Consider the following 14,509-nt stretch of genomic DNA (forward strand, 5'->3'; position numbering starts at 1 on the left):
GCGAGCCTGCTCGCGATGCGGTGGATCAGTCACCTCGGTAGCGATAGTGACTCAGCTATCGCGAGCAGGCTCGCTCCCACAGGTAGTGTGAGAGCAGTGATTGCCCGTTAAACCTTAAACCGCCTTGACCTCGAGGATTTCCACTTCGAAATTCAAGGTCTTGCCCGCCAAGGGGTGGTTGAAGTCCACGGTCACCTGGACGTCGTCAAAAGCCTTCACCACACCCGGCAACTCGGTATTGGCCGCGTCGTTGAAGATCACCAGCAAGCCCTCGGACAGTTCCATGTCCTGGAACTGCGAGCGTGGCATGGTCTGCACGTTTTGCGGGTTGGGCTGACCAAAGGCGTTTTCCGGTGTCACGACCACGGTGCGCTTGTCGCCTGCCTTGAAACCGAAGATCGCCGCCTCGAAGCCTGGCAACAGGTTACCGTCGCCCACCTTGAACACGGCCGGGGCCTTGTCGAAGGTGCTGTCGACGGTGTCGCCGTTTTCCAGGTGCAAGGCGAAGTGAAGCTTCACTTCGGTGTTTTGAGCGATACGCTGCTCAGTCATGGACGGCTTCTCCGGTTTTCTTGCTCTTGAACATGTCCAGGGCGAGCATGATGGCGCCCACGGTGATGGCGCTGTCAGCGAAGTTGAACGCCGGGAAATACCAGCGGTTCTGCCAATGCACCAGGATGAAATCGATCACGTGGCCCAGGGCAATGCGGTCATAGAGATTGCCCAGCGCGCCGCCGAGCACCAGCGCCAGCGCCACGGCCAGCCAGGTTTCGCCGCGGCCCAGGCGCTTGAGCCAGACCACCAGCACCGCGCTGACCACAACGGCGATCAAGGCGAACAGCCAGCGCTGCCAGCCCGAACCGTCGGCCAGGAAACTGAATGCCGCGCCGGTGTTGTAGGCCAGGGTCCAGCTGAAGTAGTCGGGGATGACTACGATCTGCTGGTACATGGTCAACGAGCCTTCGAAGTAGAACTTGCTGGCCTGGTCGATGACCAGGACCAGCACGCTCAACCAGAGCCAGCCCAGCCGTCCGAAACGACCCGCTGCGTTAGGCATAGTGACGAACCTCACCGGCGCCGCTGATGTTGTCGACACAACGCCCGCAGATTTCCGGATGTTCCGGGTTCACGCCGACGTCTTCGCGGCAGTGCCAGCAACGGGCGCACTTGACGAAGCCCGACTTGACCACCTTGAGCTTCAGCCCGGCCACTTCGGTCACTACGGCATCAGCCGGGGCCTGCACCAACGGCGCGACACTGGCGGTGGAGGTGATCAGCACGAAGCGCAGTTCGTTGCCCAGCTTGGCCAGGTCGCCGCTCAGGGCTTCTTCGGCGTAGAGGGTCACTTCGGCTTGCAGGTTGCCACCGACGGCCTTGGCCGCGCGCTGGATTTCCATTTCCTTGTTGACCGCGGCCTTGACCGCCATGATCCGGTCCCAGTAGGCACGGTCCAGCTCGAAGCCTTGCGGCAATTCGCTCAGGCCTTCGTACCAGGTGTTGAGCATCACCGATTCGTTGCGCTCGCCTGGCAGGTATTCCCACAGCTCGTCGGCGGTGAACGCCAGGATCGGCGCGATCCAGCGCACCAGCGCCTCGCTGATGTGGAACAGCGCGGTCTGGCACGAGCGGCGTGCCTTGCTGTTGGCGCCGGTGGTGTACTGGCGGTCCTTGATGATGTCGAGGTAGAAACCACCCAGCTCCTGCACGCAGAAGTTGTGGATCTTCGAGTAGACGTTCCAGAAACGGTATTCACCGTAGTGTTCCTGCAACTCGCGTTGCAGCAGCAGGGTACGGTCCACGGCCCAGCGGTCCAGGGCCAGCATGTCTTCGGCCGGCAGCAGGTCGGTGGCAGGGTCGAAACCGGTCAGGTTCGACAGCAGGAAGCGCGCGGTATTACGGATGCGCCGGTAGGCGTCCGCGCTGCGCTGCAGGATCTGCTCGGAAACCGCCATCTCGCCGGAGTAGTCGGTGGAGGCGACCCACAGGCGCATGATGTCGGCGCCCAGGGTGTCGTTGACCTTCTGCGGCGCGATCACGTTGCCCAGGGACTTGGACATCTTGCGGCCGGCCTCGTCGACGGTGAAACCGTGGGTCAGCAGTTCGCGGTACGGCGCGTGGTTGTCGATGGCGCAACCGGTCAGCAGCGACGAGTGGAACCAGCCGCGGTGCTGGTCCGAACCTTCCAGGTACAGGTCGGCACGCGGGCCGCTCTCATGGCCCATCGGGTGCGAACCGCGCAGCACGTGCCAGTGAGTGGTGCCGGAGTCGAACCAGACGTCCAGGGTGTCGCTGATCTTGTCGTACAGCGGCGCTTCGTCGCCCAACAGCTCGGCGGCGTCCATCTTGAACCAGGCTTCGATGCCTTCGACTTCGACGCGCTTGGCAACAGCCTCCATCAGTTCGACGGTGCGTGGGTGCAGCTCGCCGCTTTCCTTGTTCAGGAAGAACGGGATCGGCACACCCCAGTTGCGCTGGCGGGAGATGCACCAGTCCGGACGGTTGGCGATCATCGAGTGCAGGCGCGCCTGGCCCCAGGCCGGGACGAACTGGGTGTCCTCGATGGCCTTGAGCGAGCGCTGGCGCAGGGTGTCGCCGCTGGTTGGCTGCTTGTCCATGCCGATGAACCACTGCGCGGTGGCGCGGTAGATCAGCGGGGTCTTGTGGCGCCAGCAGTGCATGTAGCTGTGTTCGATGACAGTGGTGTGCAGCAGCGCGCCGACTTCGGTCAGCTTGTCGACGATGGCCGGGTTGGCTTTCCAGATAAACTGGCCGCCAAAGAACTCCAGGGACGGCACGTATACGCCATTGCTCTGGACCGGGTTGAGGATGTCATCGTTGACCATGCCGTATTTCTTGCAGGTCACGAAGTCGTCGACGCCATAGGCTGGCGCGGAGTGAACCACACCCGTGCCTGCGCCCAGTTCCACGTAGTCGGCCAGGTACACCGGCGACAGGCGGTCATAGAACGGGTGACGGAAGTTGATCAGTTCCAGCGCCGAGCCCGGCGCAGTCGCCAGCACCGAGCCTTCGAGGCCGTAACGGGACAGGCAGGATTCGACCAGCTCTTCGGCCAGCACCAGCAGCTTGTCGCCAACATCGACCAGGGCGTAGTTGAACTCCGGGTGGACGTTCAGCGCCTGGTTGGCCGGGATGGTCCACGGGGTGGTGGTCCAGATCACGATGGCGGCCGGCTTGGCCAGCTTGCCCAGGCCGAAAGCGGCGGCGAGCTTGTCTTCATCGGCAATCGGGAACGCCACGTCGATGGTCGACGACTTCTTGTTCTCGTACTCGACTTCCGCCTCGGCCAGGGCCGAACCGCAATCGAAGCACCAGTTCACCGGCTTGAGGCCCTTGAACACGAAGCCACCCTCGACGATTTTCGCCAGGGCCCGGATTTCGCCGGCTTCGTTCTTGAAATCCATGGTCTTGTAGGGGTTGGCGAAGTCACCCAGCACGCCGAGGCGGATGAATTCGGACTTCTGCCCTTCGATCTGCTCGGTGGCGTAGGCACGGCACAGCTCGCGGGTCTTGTCCGCGCCCAGGTTCTTGCCGTGGGTCACTTCCACCTTGTGCTCGATCGGCAGGCCATGGCAGTCCCAGCCCGGTACATACGGCGCGTCAAAACCTGACAGGGTCTTGGAGCGGATGATCATGTCCTTGAGAATCTTGTTCAGCGCGTGACCGATGTGAATGGTGCCGTTGGCGTAGGGAGGACCGTCGTGCAGGACGAACTTCGGACGATCCTTGCCAATTTCGCGCAACTTTCCGTACAGGCCAATGCTGTCCCAACGCTGCAGAATCTGTGGTTCGCGCTGAGGCAGGCCGGCCTTCATAGGGAAGGCGGTGTCCGGAAGGTTTAGCGTGGCTTTATAGTCGGTCATTTAAGGCTCTTCATTAGCGATTGGCGCTGGTTGCGACAAGGGCACGGGCGGCGGCGATATCTGCATGGATCGCCGTCTTGAGCGCCTCCAGGGAGGCAAAACGCTGCTCTTCACGCAGCTTCTGGTGGAAAACCACCGTCAAACGCCGGTCATACAGATCGCCGGCAAAATCCAGAACATGTACTTCGAGATGGGCCTTGCCATCTCCTTGGACCGTGGGCCGTACGCCGATGTTGGCGACGCCGGGCCAGGCCTTGCCGTCGATTTCGACACTCACCAGAAACACCCCGGTCAGCGGCACACGACGACGCTTGAGTTGCACGTTGGCGGTCGGCGTACCCAATTGGCGCGCCAGCTTCTGTCCGTGCAGGATCCGCCCGGCAATCCGGTACGGGCGGCCGAGCAAGCGCTCGGCCAATTCGAAGTCGGCAGCGGCCAGGGCATTGCGGACCTGGGTGCTGCTGACACGCAAGCCATCCATCTCGACGGTCTGCGCCGCCTCAACGGTAAAGCCACGGGCGAGGCCGGCCTGCTGCAGGTAGGCGAAATCCCCTGCCCTGTCGCAACCGAAACGGAAATCGTCGCCGACCTCCAGATGCTTCACGTCGAGACCGTCCACCAGGATGGTCTCGACGAATTCAGCGGCGCTGAGCTTGCTCAGGCGCTCGTTGAAAGCCAGGCACAGGACCCGATCGACGCCTTCGGCGGCCAGCAGTTGCAGTTTGTCCCGCAAGCGGGCCAGACGGGCCGGCGCGGTGTCCGGGGCAAAAAACTCCCGGGGTTGCGGCTCGAAGATGACCACGCAACTGGGCAGGCCCAACTCCAGCGCACGCTCGCGCAGCCGCGCCAGGATAGCCTGGTGGCCACGGTGAACACCGTCGAAGTTGCCAATGGTGGCGACACAGCCCCGATGCCGGGGACGCAGGTTGTGGAGGCCTCGAACCAGCTGCATAACGCGCTTCTTGCTCATAAAGTGGCCGATTATAACCACACCCGGCGGCCAACGACAGGCAACACCGTAACCCAAAGTGATCGAACCGACAAAACCACTGCCCGCCCCGCCCTCACCGAAGGCAATCCCTCAGCGCAACGCCTTGCGATTGAAGTCACGCAGACGGAACCCCATCAGCAGCAACATGCCGAAATAGGCCACCACGCCCGCGACGACCAGCACGCCGAGGCGCAGGAAACGCTCGAGCATCTGCCCTTCGCCCCAGGCCGGCATGAAATGCATCGCCCCCAGCAACACCGCCGCCATCACTACCACGGCCACCAGCAGCTTGAGGCCGAACACGCCCCATCCCGGCTGCGCTTGATACATCTTCTGCTTGCGCAGTTGGTAGAACAGCAGCCCGGCGTTGAGGCAGGCGCCAATACTGATCGCCAGGGCCAGGCCGGCGTGAGCCAAGGGGCCGATCAGCAAGAGGTTGAACAATTGCGTCATCACCAGGGTGAAAATGGCGATCTTCACCGGCGTGCGGATGTTCTGCTGGGCATAGAACCCTGGCGCCAGCACCTTGATTAGGATAATCCCCAGCAATCCCACCGAGTAAGCAATCAGGGCCCGCTGGGTCATCAGGGCATCGAACGCCTTGAACTGGCCGTACTGGAACAACGAGACAGTCAGGGGTTCCGCCAGGATCCCCAGGGCCACCGCACATGGCAGCACCAGTACGAAGCACAGGCGCAGGCCCCAGTCGAGAATACGCGAGTACTCCTGGCGGTCCCGGCTGGCATAGGTCTTGGCCAGGGTCGGCAGCAGGATCGTGCCCAGCGCCACGCCCAGCACGCCGGACGGCAACTCCATCAGACGGTCGGCGTAGTACATCCACGATACCGAGCCGGCCACCAGGAACGAGGCGAAAATGGTGTTGATGATCAGGGAAATCTGGCTCACCGACACCCCGAGGATCGCTGGCAGCATCTGCTTCAGCACCCGCCAGACGCCGCTGTCGCGCAGGTTCAGGCGCGGCAGTACCAGCATGCCGATCTTCTTCAGGTAGGGCAGTTGATACAGCAGTTGCGCCAGGCCGCCCACCAGTACTGCCCAGCCGAGGGCCATCACCGGAGGGTTGAAATACGGCGTCAGGAACACCGCGAACACGATCATGCTGACATTGAGCAGCGTCGGCACGAAGGCCGGTACCGAAAACCGGTTCCAGGTATTGAGGATCGCTCCGGCCAGGGACGACAGGGAAATCAGCAATATATAAGGAAACGTCACCCGCAAAAGATCGGTGGTGAGCTGGTATTTTTCCGGGGTATCGGTAAAGCCTGGCGCCGTGGCCCAGATCACCCAGGGCGCGGCGAGCATGCCAGCCGTCGTGACGAGCGCCAGCACCAGCGTCAGCAAACCGGTGACATAGGCAATGAAGGTGCGGGTCGCCTCATCGCCCTTCTGGCTTTTATATTCCGCCAGGATCGGTACGAAGGCCTGGGAAAACGCCCCTTCGGCGAAGATCCGGCGCAGCAGATTGGGCAGTTTGAAGGCGATGAAGAAGGCGTCGGTGGCCATTCCGGCGCCGAATATCCGTGCGATGAGCGTGTCGCGAACAAATCCCAGGACGCGGGAAAGCATCGTGATAGAGCTGACGGCAGCCAACGATTTGAGCAGATTCATGAAAAGAGTTTCAGCCTGTCGATAAACAGCAGGCGAACAACGCGCCCACTTGTGCGATACTCCGCGCCGCTAAACAGCACAGCGCCAAAGCCCGCGAGTTTACAGGTCACACGCCGGAAAGAAATCACCCGGTTCGTTGTACCTGCCATTCAGCGGAACGCGTCACCCGCCCTTGACAAGACCTCAACTCATCGGCATGATTCGCGGCCTATTTTGTTTGCTATTTCCCAAAAAGTCTTTCGAGGAGCTCGACGGTGGCCAACTCACCTTCCGCCAAAAAACGTGCAAAACAGGCTGAGAAGCGTCGCAGCCACAACGCCAGCCTGCGTTCCATGGTTCGTACCTACATCAAAAACGTAGTTAAGGCCATCGACGCAAAAGACGCTGAAAAAGCTCAAGCTGCTTACGTTCTGGCTGTGCCTGTTATCGACCGTATGGCCGATAAAGGCATCATCCACAAGAACAAGGCTGCTCGTCATAAGAGCCGCCTGAATGGCCACGTAAAGGCCCTGAACGTTGCCGCTGCTGCCTAAGCGACGCGCTTGTTAAAAAACCGACCTCCGGGTCGGTTTTTTATTGCCTGCGATTTTATACACCACACAAATTTATGTGGGAGCAGACCTCTGTGGGAGCAAGGCTTCTGTGGGGAGCGGATCTCTGTGGGAGCAAGGCTTGCCCGCGATGCAGGCGCCTCGGTTTGTCTGAATGCTGGGGCGATGCCGTCGCGGGCAAGCCTTGCTCCCACAGAAGCCTTGCTCCCACAGAGATCTACCCCCCCACAGAAGCCTTGCCTCCGCAGGGGCTGTGCATCGATTATTGCGCGTGCGCCCACGGCAGGATCGGAATCGCCGTCACCGCATTCTGCGGACTGCCCTCGATCACGCGATCGCTGTAGACCAGGTACACCAGCGTATTGCGCTTCTTGTCGAGGAACCGCACCACCTGCATGGTCTTGAATACCAGCGAGGTACGCTCGCGGAACACTTCTTCGCCATCCTTGAGCTCACCCTTGAAGCTGATCGGCCCCACCTGCCGGCAGGCGATGGACGCCTCGGCGCGATCCTCAGCCAGACCCAGACCACCTTTTACGCCACCGGTCTTGGCCCGGGACAGGTAACAGGTCACACCATCCACCTTGGGATCGTCGAACGCCTCGACCACAATCCGGTCGTTCGGCCCGACAAACTTGAATACCGTCGACACCTGGCCAATTTCCTCGGCCGAGACCAACAGCGGCATCGCCAACAGCAGGCCGATCAATCCTTTTACCAAACCCATGTGATTTCCTTAGACAAGAATCAGGTTGTCGCGGTGAACCAACTCAGGCTCAGCCATGTAACCCAACAGGCCGACGATCGCATCAGACGACTGGCCGATGATTTTCTGTGCTTCCAGCGCGCTGTAGTTAGCCAGGCCACGGGCGATCTCGCGACCGTCAGCCGCCACGCACACCACCATCTCGCCACGCCGAAAGCTGCCCTGGACCAGCTTCACACCCACCGGCAGCAGGCTTTTGTTGCCCTGGGACAGCGCCGTCACAGCCCCCGCATCCAGCACCAACGTGCCACGGGTTTGCAGATGGCCGGCCAGCCATTGCTTGCGCGCCGCCAACATGCCGCGCTCAGGCGAGAGCAACGTACCGATGTGCTCGCCCGCTTTCAGGCGATCCAACACCCGCTCCAGCCGACCACCGATGATGATGGTGTGAGCACCGGAGCGCGCCGCCAGGCGTGCGGCACGCAGCTTGGTTTGCATGCCGCCACGCCCCAGCGCGCCGCCGGTGCCGCCCGCGACCGCGTCCAGGGCCGGATCATCGGCACGGGCTTCGTAGATCAGCTTGGCGTCGGGATTGGTGCGCGGATCGGCGTCGAACATGCCGTCGCGGTCCGTGAGAATCACCAGCAGATCGGCCTCCACCAGGTTCGCCACCAGCGCGGCCAAGGTGTCGTTGTCGCCGAAACGGATCTCATCGGTGACCACGGTATCGTTCTCGTTGATCACCGGGATGACTTTCAGCTCTACCAGCGCGCGCAAGGTACTGCGAGCATTGAGGTAACGCTTGCGGTCGGAAAGGTCATCGTGAGTCAGCAGAATCTGCGCTGTATGACGACCATGCTCGGCGAAGCTGGATTCCCAGGCCTGTACAAGGCCCATCTGGCCAATGGCGGCGGCCGCCTGCAATTCGTGCATCGCGCTGGGTCGCGACGTCCAGCCCAGACGGCTCATGCCGGCCGCCACCGCCCCCGAAGAGACCAGCACCAGCTCGACGCCAGCCTCATGCAAGGCCACCATCTGCTCGACCCACACCGCCATCGCCTTGCGATCCAGGCCCTTGCCATCCGCCGTCAGCAGTGCGCTGCCGATCTTCACGACCCAGCGCCGCGCACCCGTCACCTTGCTCCGCATCATCTTCAACCTTTGCCAGCGGACGGCGCGACCCAGCGCCGTCCATGGGATTATTCGTATTTGCGTTTTGCAGACACCAAAACGCCGCTCGAATGAGCGGCGCCCTGGAAACCGGCTGGCTGCGATGATAACACCGCGTCCCGGCAGATGAAGCATCACTGGCGGCACCGACACCGGTCAGCTGGAGACAAATCCATGTGGGAGCGGGCTTGCTCGCGAAAGCAGTGTGCCAGCCAGCATCAATATTGCTGACCGACCGCATTCGCGAGCAAGCCCGCCCCCACAAGAGCCAGGCTCGCCGCGTGATCAGTCGCGAACGTAGATGATCTCCGGACCATCTTCGTCATCCACATCCTCTTCATCCCAGTCATCTTCACCGATGTCATGGACCGACTTCACACCACTGCGACGCAGGGCACGCTGGTCATCCAACGCCTGCAGCTGCGCACGGGCTTCATCTTCGATGCGCTGATCGAGCTCGGCCAGCTCTTCCTTGTAGGCCGGATCATTGGCCAGGCGATCGGCGCGATCTTCCAGGTAGCGCATGATGTCGTGACACAGGCGCTCGGTGCCTTCTTTGGCAATGGCGGAGATCACGTAGACCGGACCTTCCCACTCCAGGCGGTCGACGATTTCCTTGACCCGCTCCTCGTGCTCTTCTTCGAGGATCTGATCGCACTTGTTCAGCACCAGCCAGCGATCACGCTCGGCCAGAGCCGGACTGAACTTGGTCAGCTCGCTGACAATGACTTCGGCGGCATCGGCAGCATTGCTCTCATCCAGCGGCGCCATGTCCACGAGATGCAGCAGCAGACGGGTACGAGACAAGTGCTTGAGGAAGCGAATCCCCAGGCCAGCGCCATCGGAAGCCCCCTCGATCAGCCCCGGAATGTCCGCAACCACGAAACTCTTCCAGCGATCGACACTGACCACGCCCAGGTTCGGCACCAGGGTGGTGAATGGGTAGTCCGCCACTTTCGGCTTGGCGGCCGACACCGAGCGAATGAATGTACTTTTACCGGCGTTCGGCAAGCCCAGCAGGCCCACGTCGGCCAGCACCTTCATCTCCAGCTTCAGGTCACGCTGCTCGCCCGGCTTGCCCGGGGTGGTCTGGCGCGGCGCGCGGTTGGTACTGGACTTGAAGCGGGTGTTGCCCAGGCCGTGCCAACCACCATGAGCCACCAGCAGACGCTGGCCCGGCTTGGTCAGGTCGCCAATGACTTCCTGGGTCGCGGAGTCGATCACCGTGGTACCGACCGGAACGCGCAGGACCAGGTCCTCGCCCTTCTTGCCGGTGCAGTCGGTGCTGCCGCCGTTGGAGCCACGCTCGGCATCGAAGTGCCGGGTGTAACGGTAGTCCACCAGAGTGTTGAGGTTTTCGTCGGCGAGCATGAAGATCGAGCCGCCGTCGCCGCCGTCACCACCGTTCGGACCGCCGTTTTCAATGAACTTTTCCCGACGGAAACTCATGCAACCATTGCCGCCGTCGCCGGCCTTTACTCGAATCGATACTTCATCAACAAACTTCATGACACACGCCTCTCGCCATACGGACGAGTCGAAAAAAACAAGACATAAGACTCTTGCAAAAATGAACGCAGCGACCAGATCAAGCGCCCGATAACAGCGCCAGCAGCCCATACAAACAGCTTTGCAAGAGACTCACCCCACAAACGAAAAAGCCCCGTCGCAAGACAGGGCTTCTCCAGCATTCTCGCGATTAAGCCGCGACAACGCTCACGTAACGGCGGTTGAACGCGCCCTTTACTTCGAACTTGATCACGCCTTCGATTTTAGCGAAGAGGGTGTGATCCTTACCCATGCCTACACCGTAACCGGCGTGGAATTGGGTGCCGCGCTGACGCACGATGATGTTGCCCGGAATGATTTTCTGGCCGCCATACATCTTCACGCCAAGGCGTTTGGCTTCTGAGTCGCGACCGTTACGGGTACTACCACCAGCTTTTTTGTGTGCCATGAGTTCAATTCTCCTAGTGAGGAATTAGGCTGAAATTAAGCCTGAATACCGGTGATTTTGATCTCGGTGTACCACTGGCGGTGGCCCATACGCTTCATGTGGTGCTTACGACGACGGAACTTGATGATGCGGACTTTATCGTGACGACCTTGGGAGATCACTTCAGCCACAACGGTCGCGCCAGCAACAACTGGAGCACCGATATTCACGTCATCGCCATTGGCGACCAACAGAACGCGATCAAAAGTCACGGATTCGCCGGTAGCGACTTCCAGTTTTTCGATCTTCAGGTATTCACCTGGGGCGACCTTGTATTGCTTGCCACCAGTAACGATTACTGCATAAGACATGGTATTTCTCCGATAATCCTGCTCACCCAGCGCTTTAGAAGAAGAGGTATTGGCTGGCATGGCTGCATGGGCTGGAAGGCCCGGATGCAATTGCGTAAGGCAGGTGCTGCCCAGGAAGTTCAGGGTGCGCGATTGTACGCAAGCTGTCCTGGCGATGCAAGTAGCCGTCCATCGTGCCTTGACAGCCCCGGACGTGGGTCCTAGCATGCCGCGCAACCCTTCTGGAGCGCCTGTCGCTGATGCAACCCCAAGCTTTCTACCGCGCAGTGGCGGACGATTTTAGTGCCGTCGACGGCATCATCAAGAAGCAGCTGACTTCCCGAGTGCCGCTGGTGTCGAAAATCGGCGACTACATCACCTCGGCTGGCGGCAAGCGCCTACGACCTTTATTGGTGCTCCTGTGTGGCAAGGCCCTGGGCCGCGAAGGCGACGACCTGCGTCTGCTGGCTGCCACCATCGAATTCCTGCATACCGCCACCTTGCTGCATGACGACGTGGTCGACATGTCCGGCATGCGACGTGGCCGCTCGACCGCCAATGCCATGTGGGGCAACGCCCCGAGCGTACTGGTGGGCGACTTCCTGTATTCGCGCTCGTTCGAAATGATGGTCGAACTGGGCTCGATGCCGGTGATGAAGATCCTGTCCCAGGCCACTCGCATCATCGCTGAAGGCGAAGTACTGCAGTTGTCCAAGGTGCGTGACGCCAGCACCACCGAGGAAACCTACATGGAGGTCATCCGCGGCAAGACTGCGATGCTCTTCGAAGCCTCGACCCACAGCGCCGCCGCGCTGGCCGGCGCGACCGCCGAGCAGAGCGAAGCGCTGCGCACCTTCGGCGATCACCTGGGCGTGGCCTTCCAGTTGGTGGACGACCTGCTGGACTACAAGGGCGACGCCGAAACCCTGGGCAAGAACGTCGGTGACGACCTCGCCGAGGGCAAGCCGACCTTGCCGCTGATCTACACCATGCGCGAAGGTACGCCAGAACAGGCGGCCCTGGTACGCCAGGCCATCCAGAAAGGCGGGATCGAAGACCTGGAAAGCATTCGCGCAGCGGTCGAAGCCTCCGGCTCGCTGGACTACACCGCGAAACTGGCCCGGGACTACGTCGCCCGCGCAATCAAATGCCTCGATGCCCTGCCGGCCAGCGAATACCGCGATGCCCTGGTGGAATTGAGCGAGTTTGCGGTCGCCCGTACCCATTGATCCAAGGGCTTTTTGTGGCGAGGGGATTTATCCCCGCTGGGGCGCGAAGCGGCCCCAAGGATGCTTGAGCCGATGGACCAATGACGGTGGGGCATAATTTTTGGGGCTGCTTCGCAGCCCAACGGGGATAAATCCCCTCGCCACAATGCCTTCGCAGCACCACCCGCCTCGCAAAAAAACCCTATATAATGTGCGCCCTTTTGCCCTCCTGATACCCAAGGAACCTTAGTGAGCACGTTGCCACCCTGCCCGAAATGCAATTCCGAATACACTTACGAAGACGGTACTCAACTGGTCTGCCCGGAGTGTGCCCACGAATGGTCTGCCAGCGGGGAAGTCGAAGCGGCGTCCGATGACACCGTGAAGAAAGACTCGGTCGGCAACGTCCTGCAGGACGGCGACACCATTACCGTGATCAAGGACCTCAAGGTCAAGGGCACGTCGCTGGTGGTCAAGGTGGGCACCAAGGTCAAGAACATCCGCCTGTGCGACGGCGATCATGACATCGACTGCAAGATCGATGGCATCGGCCCGATGAAACTCAAATCCGAGTTTGTCAGAAAAGTCTGAGCCTTCTGTATACCATCCCACGCCTCGCGTGGGATGGTGCCTCGCCCTCCCCGCCTCAGCCCCGCTCTGCACATGCCAGCCAAACGCCAGTCGCCGTGAGCTGCGACAACCCATCGTCAGAAAACAAACCGGAATACAAATAGAGCCTTGCTATTTCGATAATAAGAATTATTCTCATCAAACCCATCAAGGAGATGAGAACCATGACTTATTTGATCGATGCCTGGCTGGACCGCCCACATCCCTACCTCAGGATCCTGCATCGGGAAACCGGGGAAGTCTGTGCGGTGCTTGAAGAAGAAGCCTTGAGCGAACTACAGGATCAGGGAGATCTGGACATCAACAGCCTGAACTCCAGCGAACCGCTGGTGCTCAAGGAGCTGGTGCGAAACCTGTTCCTGTTCTGCTATGCCCGGGCATTGCGCCCGACGAGTGATTTCAATGGCAAGTTTCACGGATGAGCACACAAGCCCTGTGGGAGCGAGCCCGCTCGCGATGACGGCGTGTCAGTCAACATTAACTCGACTGACTGACCGCCATCGCGAGCAAACCCGCTCCCACAAAGGCCTGCTATTGCCTTACAGAACGTCCAGCAGCTCGACGTCGAACACCAGAACGCTGTGCGGCGGGATGCTACCAACGCCCTGGGCGCCGTAAGCCAGTTCGCTCGGCACGTACAGGCGCCATTTGCTGCCGGCATTCATCAGTTGCAGCGCCTCGGTCCAGCCTGGGATCACGCCGCCCACCGGGAATTCGGCTGGCTGGCCACGATCGTAGGAGCTGTCGAACACGGTGCCATCGATCAGGGTGCCGTGGTAGTGGGTACGCACCTGGTCTTCACGGGTCGGCTTGGCGCCTTCACCCTGGGTCAGCACTTCGAATTGCAGGCCCGAAGCCAGGGTGGTGATGCCGTCGCGCTTGGCATTTTCAGCCAGGAACGCACGACCTTCGCCCGCAGCGGCTTCGGCTTTGGCGGCCGCTTCGGCCTGCATGATTTCGCGGATGACCTTGAAGCTGGCGGACATTTCTTCCTGGCCCACACGGCTTGGCTTGCCGGCGAAGGCGTCGGTCAGGCCGGCCAGGATCGCATCCAGGCTGACGCCCGGTGGCGGGTTGTCGCGCAACTGGTCGCCCAGTTGACGGCCAATGCCGTAGCTGACGCGGGTTTCGTCGGTGGACAGGTTAACTTCGGACATGCTGCTGCTCCGCTGTGCGGACGGCTCGGGAATGGCCGTGCGTGACACAGCGCCTCCCGGAGCGCCCGGAACCAAAAGGGCGAGCAGACTAGCACAGATGCCATGACGGATGACGAGCGCCCACGTCAAAGTGACTCGCCGGAAACGACAACGCCCGTCTGCCTCTCGACAGACGGGCGCTGCGCCAATGGGGGTCTAGTGGCCTGTGTGGCTAATTCGTTTACTCAACTTCGAGTGCCAGGACTTGCCAGGCTGCGTTGCCATTCCTTGCCGTAGCGGGGCTACGACTCGTCATGGCGC

The 14,509-nt window shown here is 61.1% G+C and carries 15 protein-coding genes; 4 read left to right on the forward strand and 11 right to left on the reverse strand.

Annotated elements, in window-relative coordinates:
- Nucleotides 1-114 precede the first annotated feature (114 nt).
- The 5 genes from fkpB to murJ form a co-directional block, all read right to left on the reverse strand.
- Nucleotides 115-552 (reverse strand): FKBP-type peptidyl-prolyl cis-trans isomerase, encoded by a 438-nt coding sequence (gene fkpB, locus FGE05_RS27245; protein ID WP_139649836.1) that lies wholly within the window; start codon nt 550-552, stop codon nt 115-117.
- Nucleotides 545-1,057: a signal peptidase II gene (lspA, locus tag FGE05_RS27250; protein WP_139649838.1), complete on the reverse strand. Its 513-nt coding sequence runs from the start codon at nt 1,055-1,057 to the stop codon at nt 545-547. The genes fkpB and lspA overlap by 8 nt, the downstream gene beginning before the upstream one ends.
- Entirely contained in the window at nt 1,050-3,881 is a 2,832-nt protein-coding gene (gene ileS, locus FGE05_RS27255) for an isoleucine--tRNA ligase (RefSeq protein WP_139649840.1), read from the reverse strand. The genes lspA and ileS overlap by 8 nt, the downstream gene beginning before the upstream one ends.
- Nucleotides 3,882-3,894: 13 nt before the next feature.
- Nucleotides 3,895-4,833 (reverse strand): bifunctional riboflavin kinase/FAD synthetase, encoded by a 939-nt coding sequence (ribF, locus tag FGE05_RS27260; RefSeq protein ID WP_175363999.1) that lies wholly within the window; start codon nt 4,831-4,833, stop codon nt 3,895-3,897.
- A gap of 129 nt (nt 4,834-4,962) precedes the next feature.
- On the reverse strand, nt 4,963-6,501 hold the full coding sequence (gene murJ / locus FGE05_RS27265; protein WP_139649844.1) for a murein biosynthesis integral membrane protein MurJ: 1,539 nt from the start codon (nt 6,499-6,501) through the stop codon (nt 4,963-4,965).
- Between the two features lie 254 nt (nt 6,502-6,755).
- Between murJ and rpsT the strand changes: the two genes are divergently transcribed.
- Nucleotides 6,756-7,034 (forward strand): 30S ribosomal protein S20, encoded by a 279-nt coding sequence (gene rpsT, locus FGE05_RS27270; RefSeq protein ID WP_020798646.1) that lies wholly within the window; start codon nt 6,756-6,758, stop codon nt 7,032-7,034.
- Nucleotides 7,035-7,314: 280 nt separating this feature from the next.
- On the opposite strand, the gene FGE05_RS27275 is transcribed toward rpsT, so the two are convergent.
- The 5 genes from FGE05_RS27275 to rplU all read right to left on the reverse strand — a co-directional run bounded on the left by FGE05_RS27275 (nt 7,315) and on the right by rplU (nt 11,235).
- Nucleotides 7,315-7,779 (reverse strand): CreA family protein, encoded by a 465-nt coding sequence (locus FGE05_RS27275; protein ID WP_139649846.1) that lies wholly within the window; start codon nt 7,777-7,779, stop codon nt 7,315-7,317.
- 9 nt (nt 7,780-7,788) lie between these two features.
- Nucleotides 7,789-8,907 carry a glutamate 5-kinase gene (gene proB, locus FGE05_RS27280; protein ID WP_139649882.1) on the reverse strand — a complete coding sequence of 373 codons (1,119 nt, stop codon included), beginning with the start codon at nt 8,905-8,907 and terminating at the stop codon, nt 7,789-7,791.
- A 306-nt stretch (nt 8,908-9,213) separates the two neighbouring features.
- Complete coding sequence (cgtA, locus tag FGE05_RS27285) at nt 9,214-10,437, reverse strand: Obg family GTPase CgtA (protein ID WP_041024784.1); 1,224 nt, start codon at nt 10,435-10,437, stop codon at nt 9,214-9,216.
- A gap of 190 nt (nt 10,438-10,627) precedes the next feature.
- Nucleotides 10,628-10,885: a 50S ribosomal protein L27 gene (gene rpmA, locus FGE05_RS27290; RefSeq protein WP_003176049.1), complete on the reverse strand. Its 258-nt coding sequence runs from the start codon at nt 10,883-10,885 to the stop codon at nt 10,628-10,630.
- 35 nt (nt 10,886-10,920) lie between these two features.
- Nucleotides 10,921-11,235 carry a 50S ribosomal protein L21 gene (gene rplU, locus FGE05_RS27295; protein WP_007950961.1) on the reverse strand — a complete coding sequence of 105 codons (315 nt, stop codon included), beginning with the start codon at nt 11,233-11,235 and terminating at the stop codon, nt 10,921-10,923.
- Between the two features lie 239 nt (nt 11,236-11,474).
- Here rplU and FGE05_RS27300 point away from each other — a divergent pair, with 239 nt between their 5' ends.
- From FGE05_RS27300 to FGE05_RS27315, 3 genes are all read left to right on the forward strand, one after another.
- The gene (locus FGE05_RS27300) at nt 11,475-12,443 is read left to right on the forward strand and encodes a polyprenyl synthetase family protein (RefSeq protein ID WP_139649848.1); all 969 of its coding nucleotides are present in this window, start codon (nt 11,475-11,477) and stop codon (nt 12,441-12,443) included.
- Between the two features lie 228 nt (nt 12,444-12,671).
- On the forward strand, nt 12,672-13,013 hold the full coding sequence (locus tag FGE05_RS27310) for a zinc ribbon domain-containing protein YjdM (protein WP_139649853.1): 342 nt from the start codon (nt 12,672-12,674) through the stop codon (nt 13,011-13,013).
- A gap of 203 nt (nt 13,014-13,216) precedes the next feature.
- Entirely contained in the window at nt 13,217-13,474 is a 258-nt protein-coding gene (locus tag FGE05_RS27315) for a hypothetical protein (RefSeq protein ID WP_024780768.1), read from the forward strand.
- 117 nt (nt 13,475-13,591) lie between these two features.
- Here the strand turns inward: FGE05_RS27315 and FGE05_RS27320 are convergent, their stop codons facing one another.
- Entirely contained in the window at nt 13,592-14,209 is a 618-nt protein-coding gene (locus tag FGE05_RS27320; protein ID WP_024780767.1) for an FKBP-type peptidyl-prolyl cis-trans isomerase, read from the reverse strand.
- Between the last annotated feature and the right edge of the window lie 300 nt (nt 14,210-14,509).

The sequence above is a fragment of the Pseudomonas sp. ICMP22404 genome, assembly GCF_006227205.1.
In the GTDB taxonomy this organism is placed as follows: domain Bacteria; phylum Pseudomonadota; class Gammaproteobacteria; order Pseudomonadales; family Pseudomonadaceae; genus Aquipseudomonas.

Coding starts and splice junctions, on each gene's coding strand:
- FGE05_RS27315 (WP_024780768.1), top strand. CDS start 13,217: ATGACTTATTTGATCGATGCCTGGCTGGACCGCCCACATCCCTACCTC.
- FGE05_RS27275 (WP_139649846.1), bottom strand. CDS start 7,779: ATGGGTTTGGTAAAAGGATTGATCGGCCTGCTGTTGGCGATGCCGCTG.
- rplU (WP_007950961.1), bottom strand. CDS start 11,235: ATGTCTTATGCAGTAATCGTTACTGGTGGCAAGCAATACAAGGTCGCC.
- fkpB (WP_139649836.1), bottom strand. CDS start 552: ATGACTGAGCAGCGTATCGCTCAAAACACCGAAGTGAAGCTTCACTTC.
- murJ (WP_139649844.1), bottom strand. CDS start 6,501: ATGAATCTGCTCAAATCGTTGGCTGCCGTCAGCTCTATCACGATGCTT.
- rpmA (WP_003176049.1), bottom strand. CDS start 10,885: ATGGCACACAAAAAAGCTGGTGGTAGTACCCGTAACGGTCGCGACTCA.
- lspA (WP_139649838.1), bottom strand. CDS start 1,057: ATGCCTAACGCAGCGGGTCGTTTCGGACGGCTGGGCTGGCTCTGGTTG.
- ribF (WP_175363999.1), bottom strand. CDS start 4,833: ATGCAGCTGGTTCGAGGCCTCCACAACCTGCGTCCCCGGCATCGGGGC.
- FGE05_RS27320 (WP_024780767.1), bottom strand. CDS start 14,209: ATGTCCGAAGTTAACCTGTCCACCGACGAAACCCGCGTCAGCTACGGC.
- FGE05_RS27300 (WP_139649848.1), top strand. CDS start 11,475: ATGCAACCCCAAGCTTTCTACCGCGCAGTGGCGGACGATTTTAGTGCC.
- cgtA (WP_041024784.1), bottom strand. CDS start 10,437: ATGAAGTTTGTTGATGAAGTATCGATTCGAGTAAAGGCCGGCGACGGC.
- proB (WP_139649882.1), bottom strand. CDS start 8,907: ATGCGGAGCAAGGTGACGGGTGCGCGGCGCTGGGTCGTGAAGATCGGC.
- ileS (WP_139649840.1), bottom strand. CDS start 3,881: ATGACCGACTATAAAGCCACGCTAAACCTTCCGGACACCGCCTTCCCT.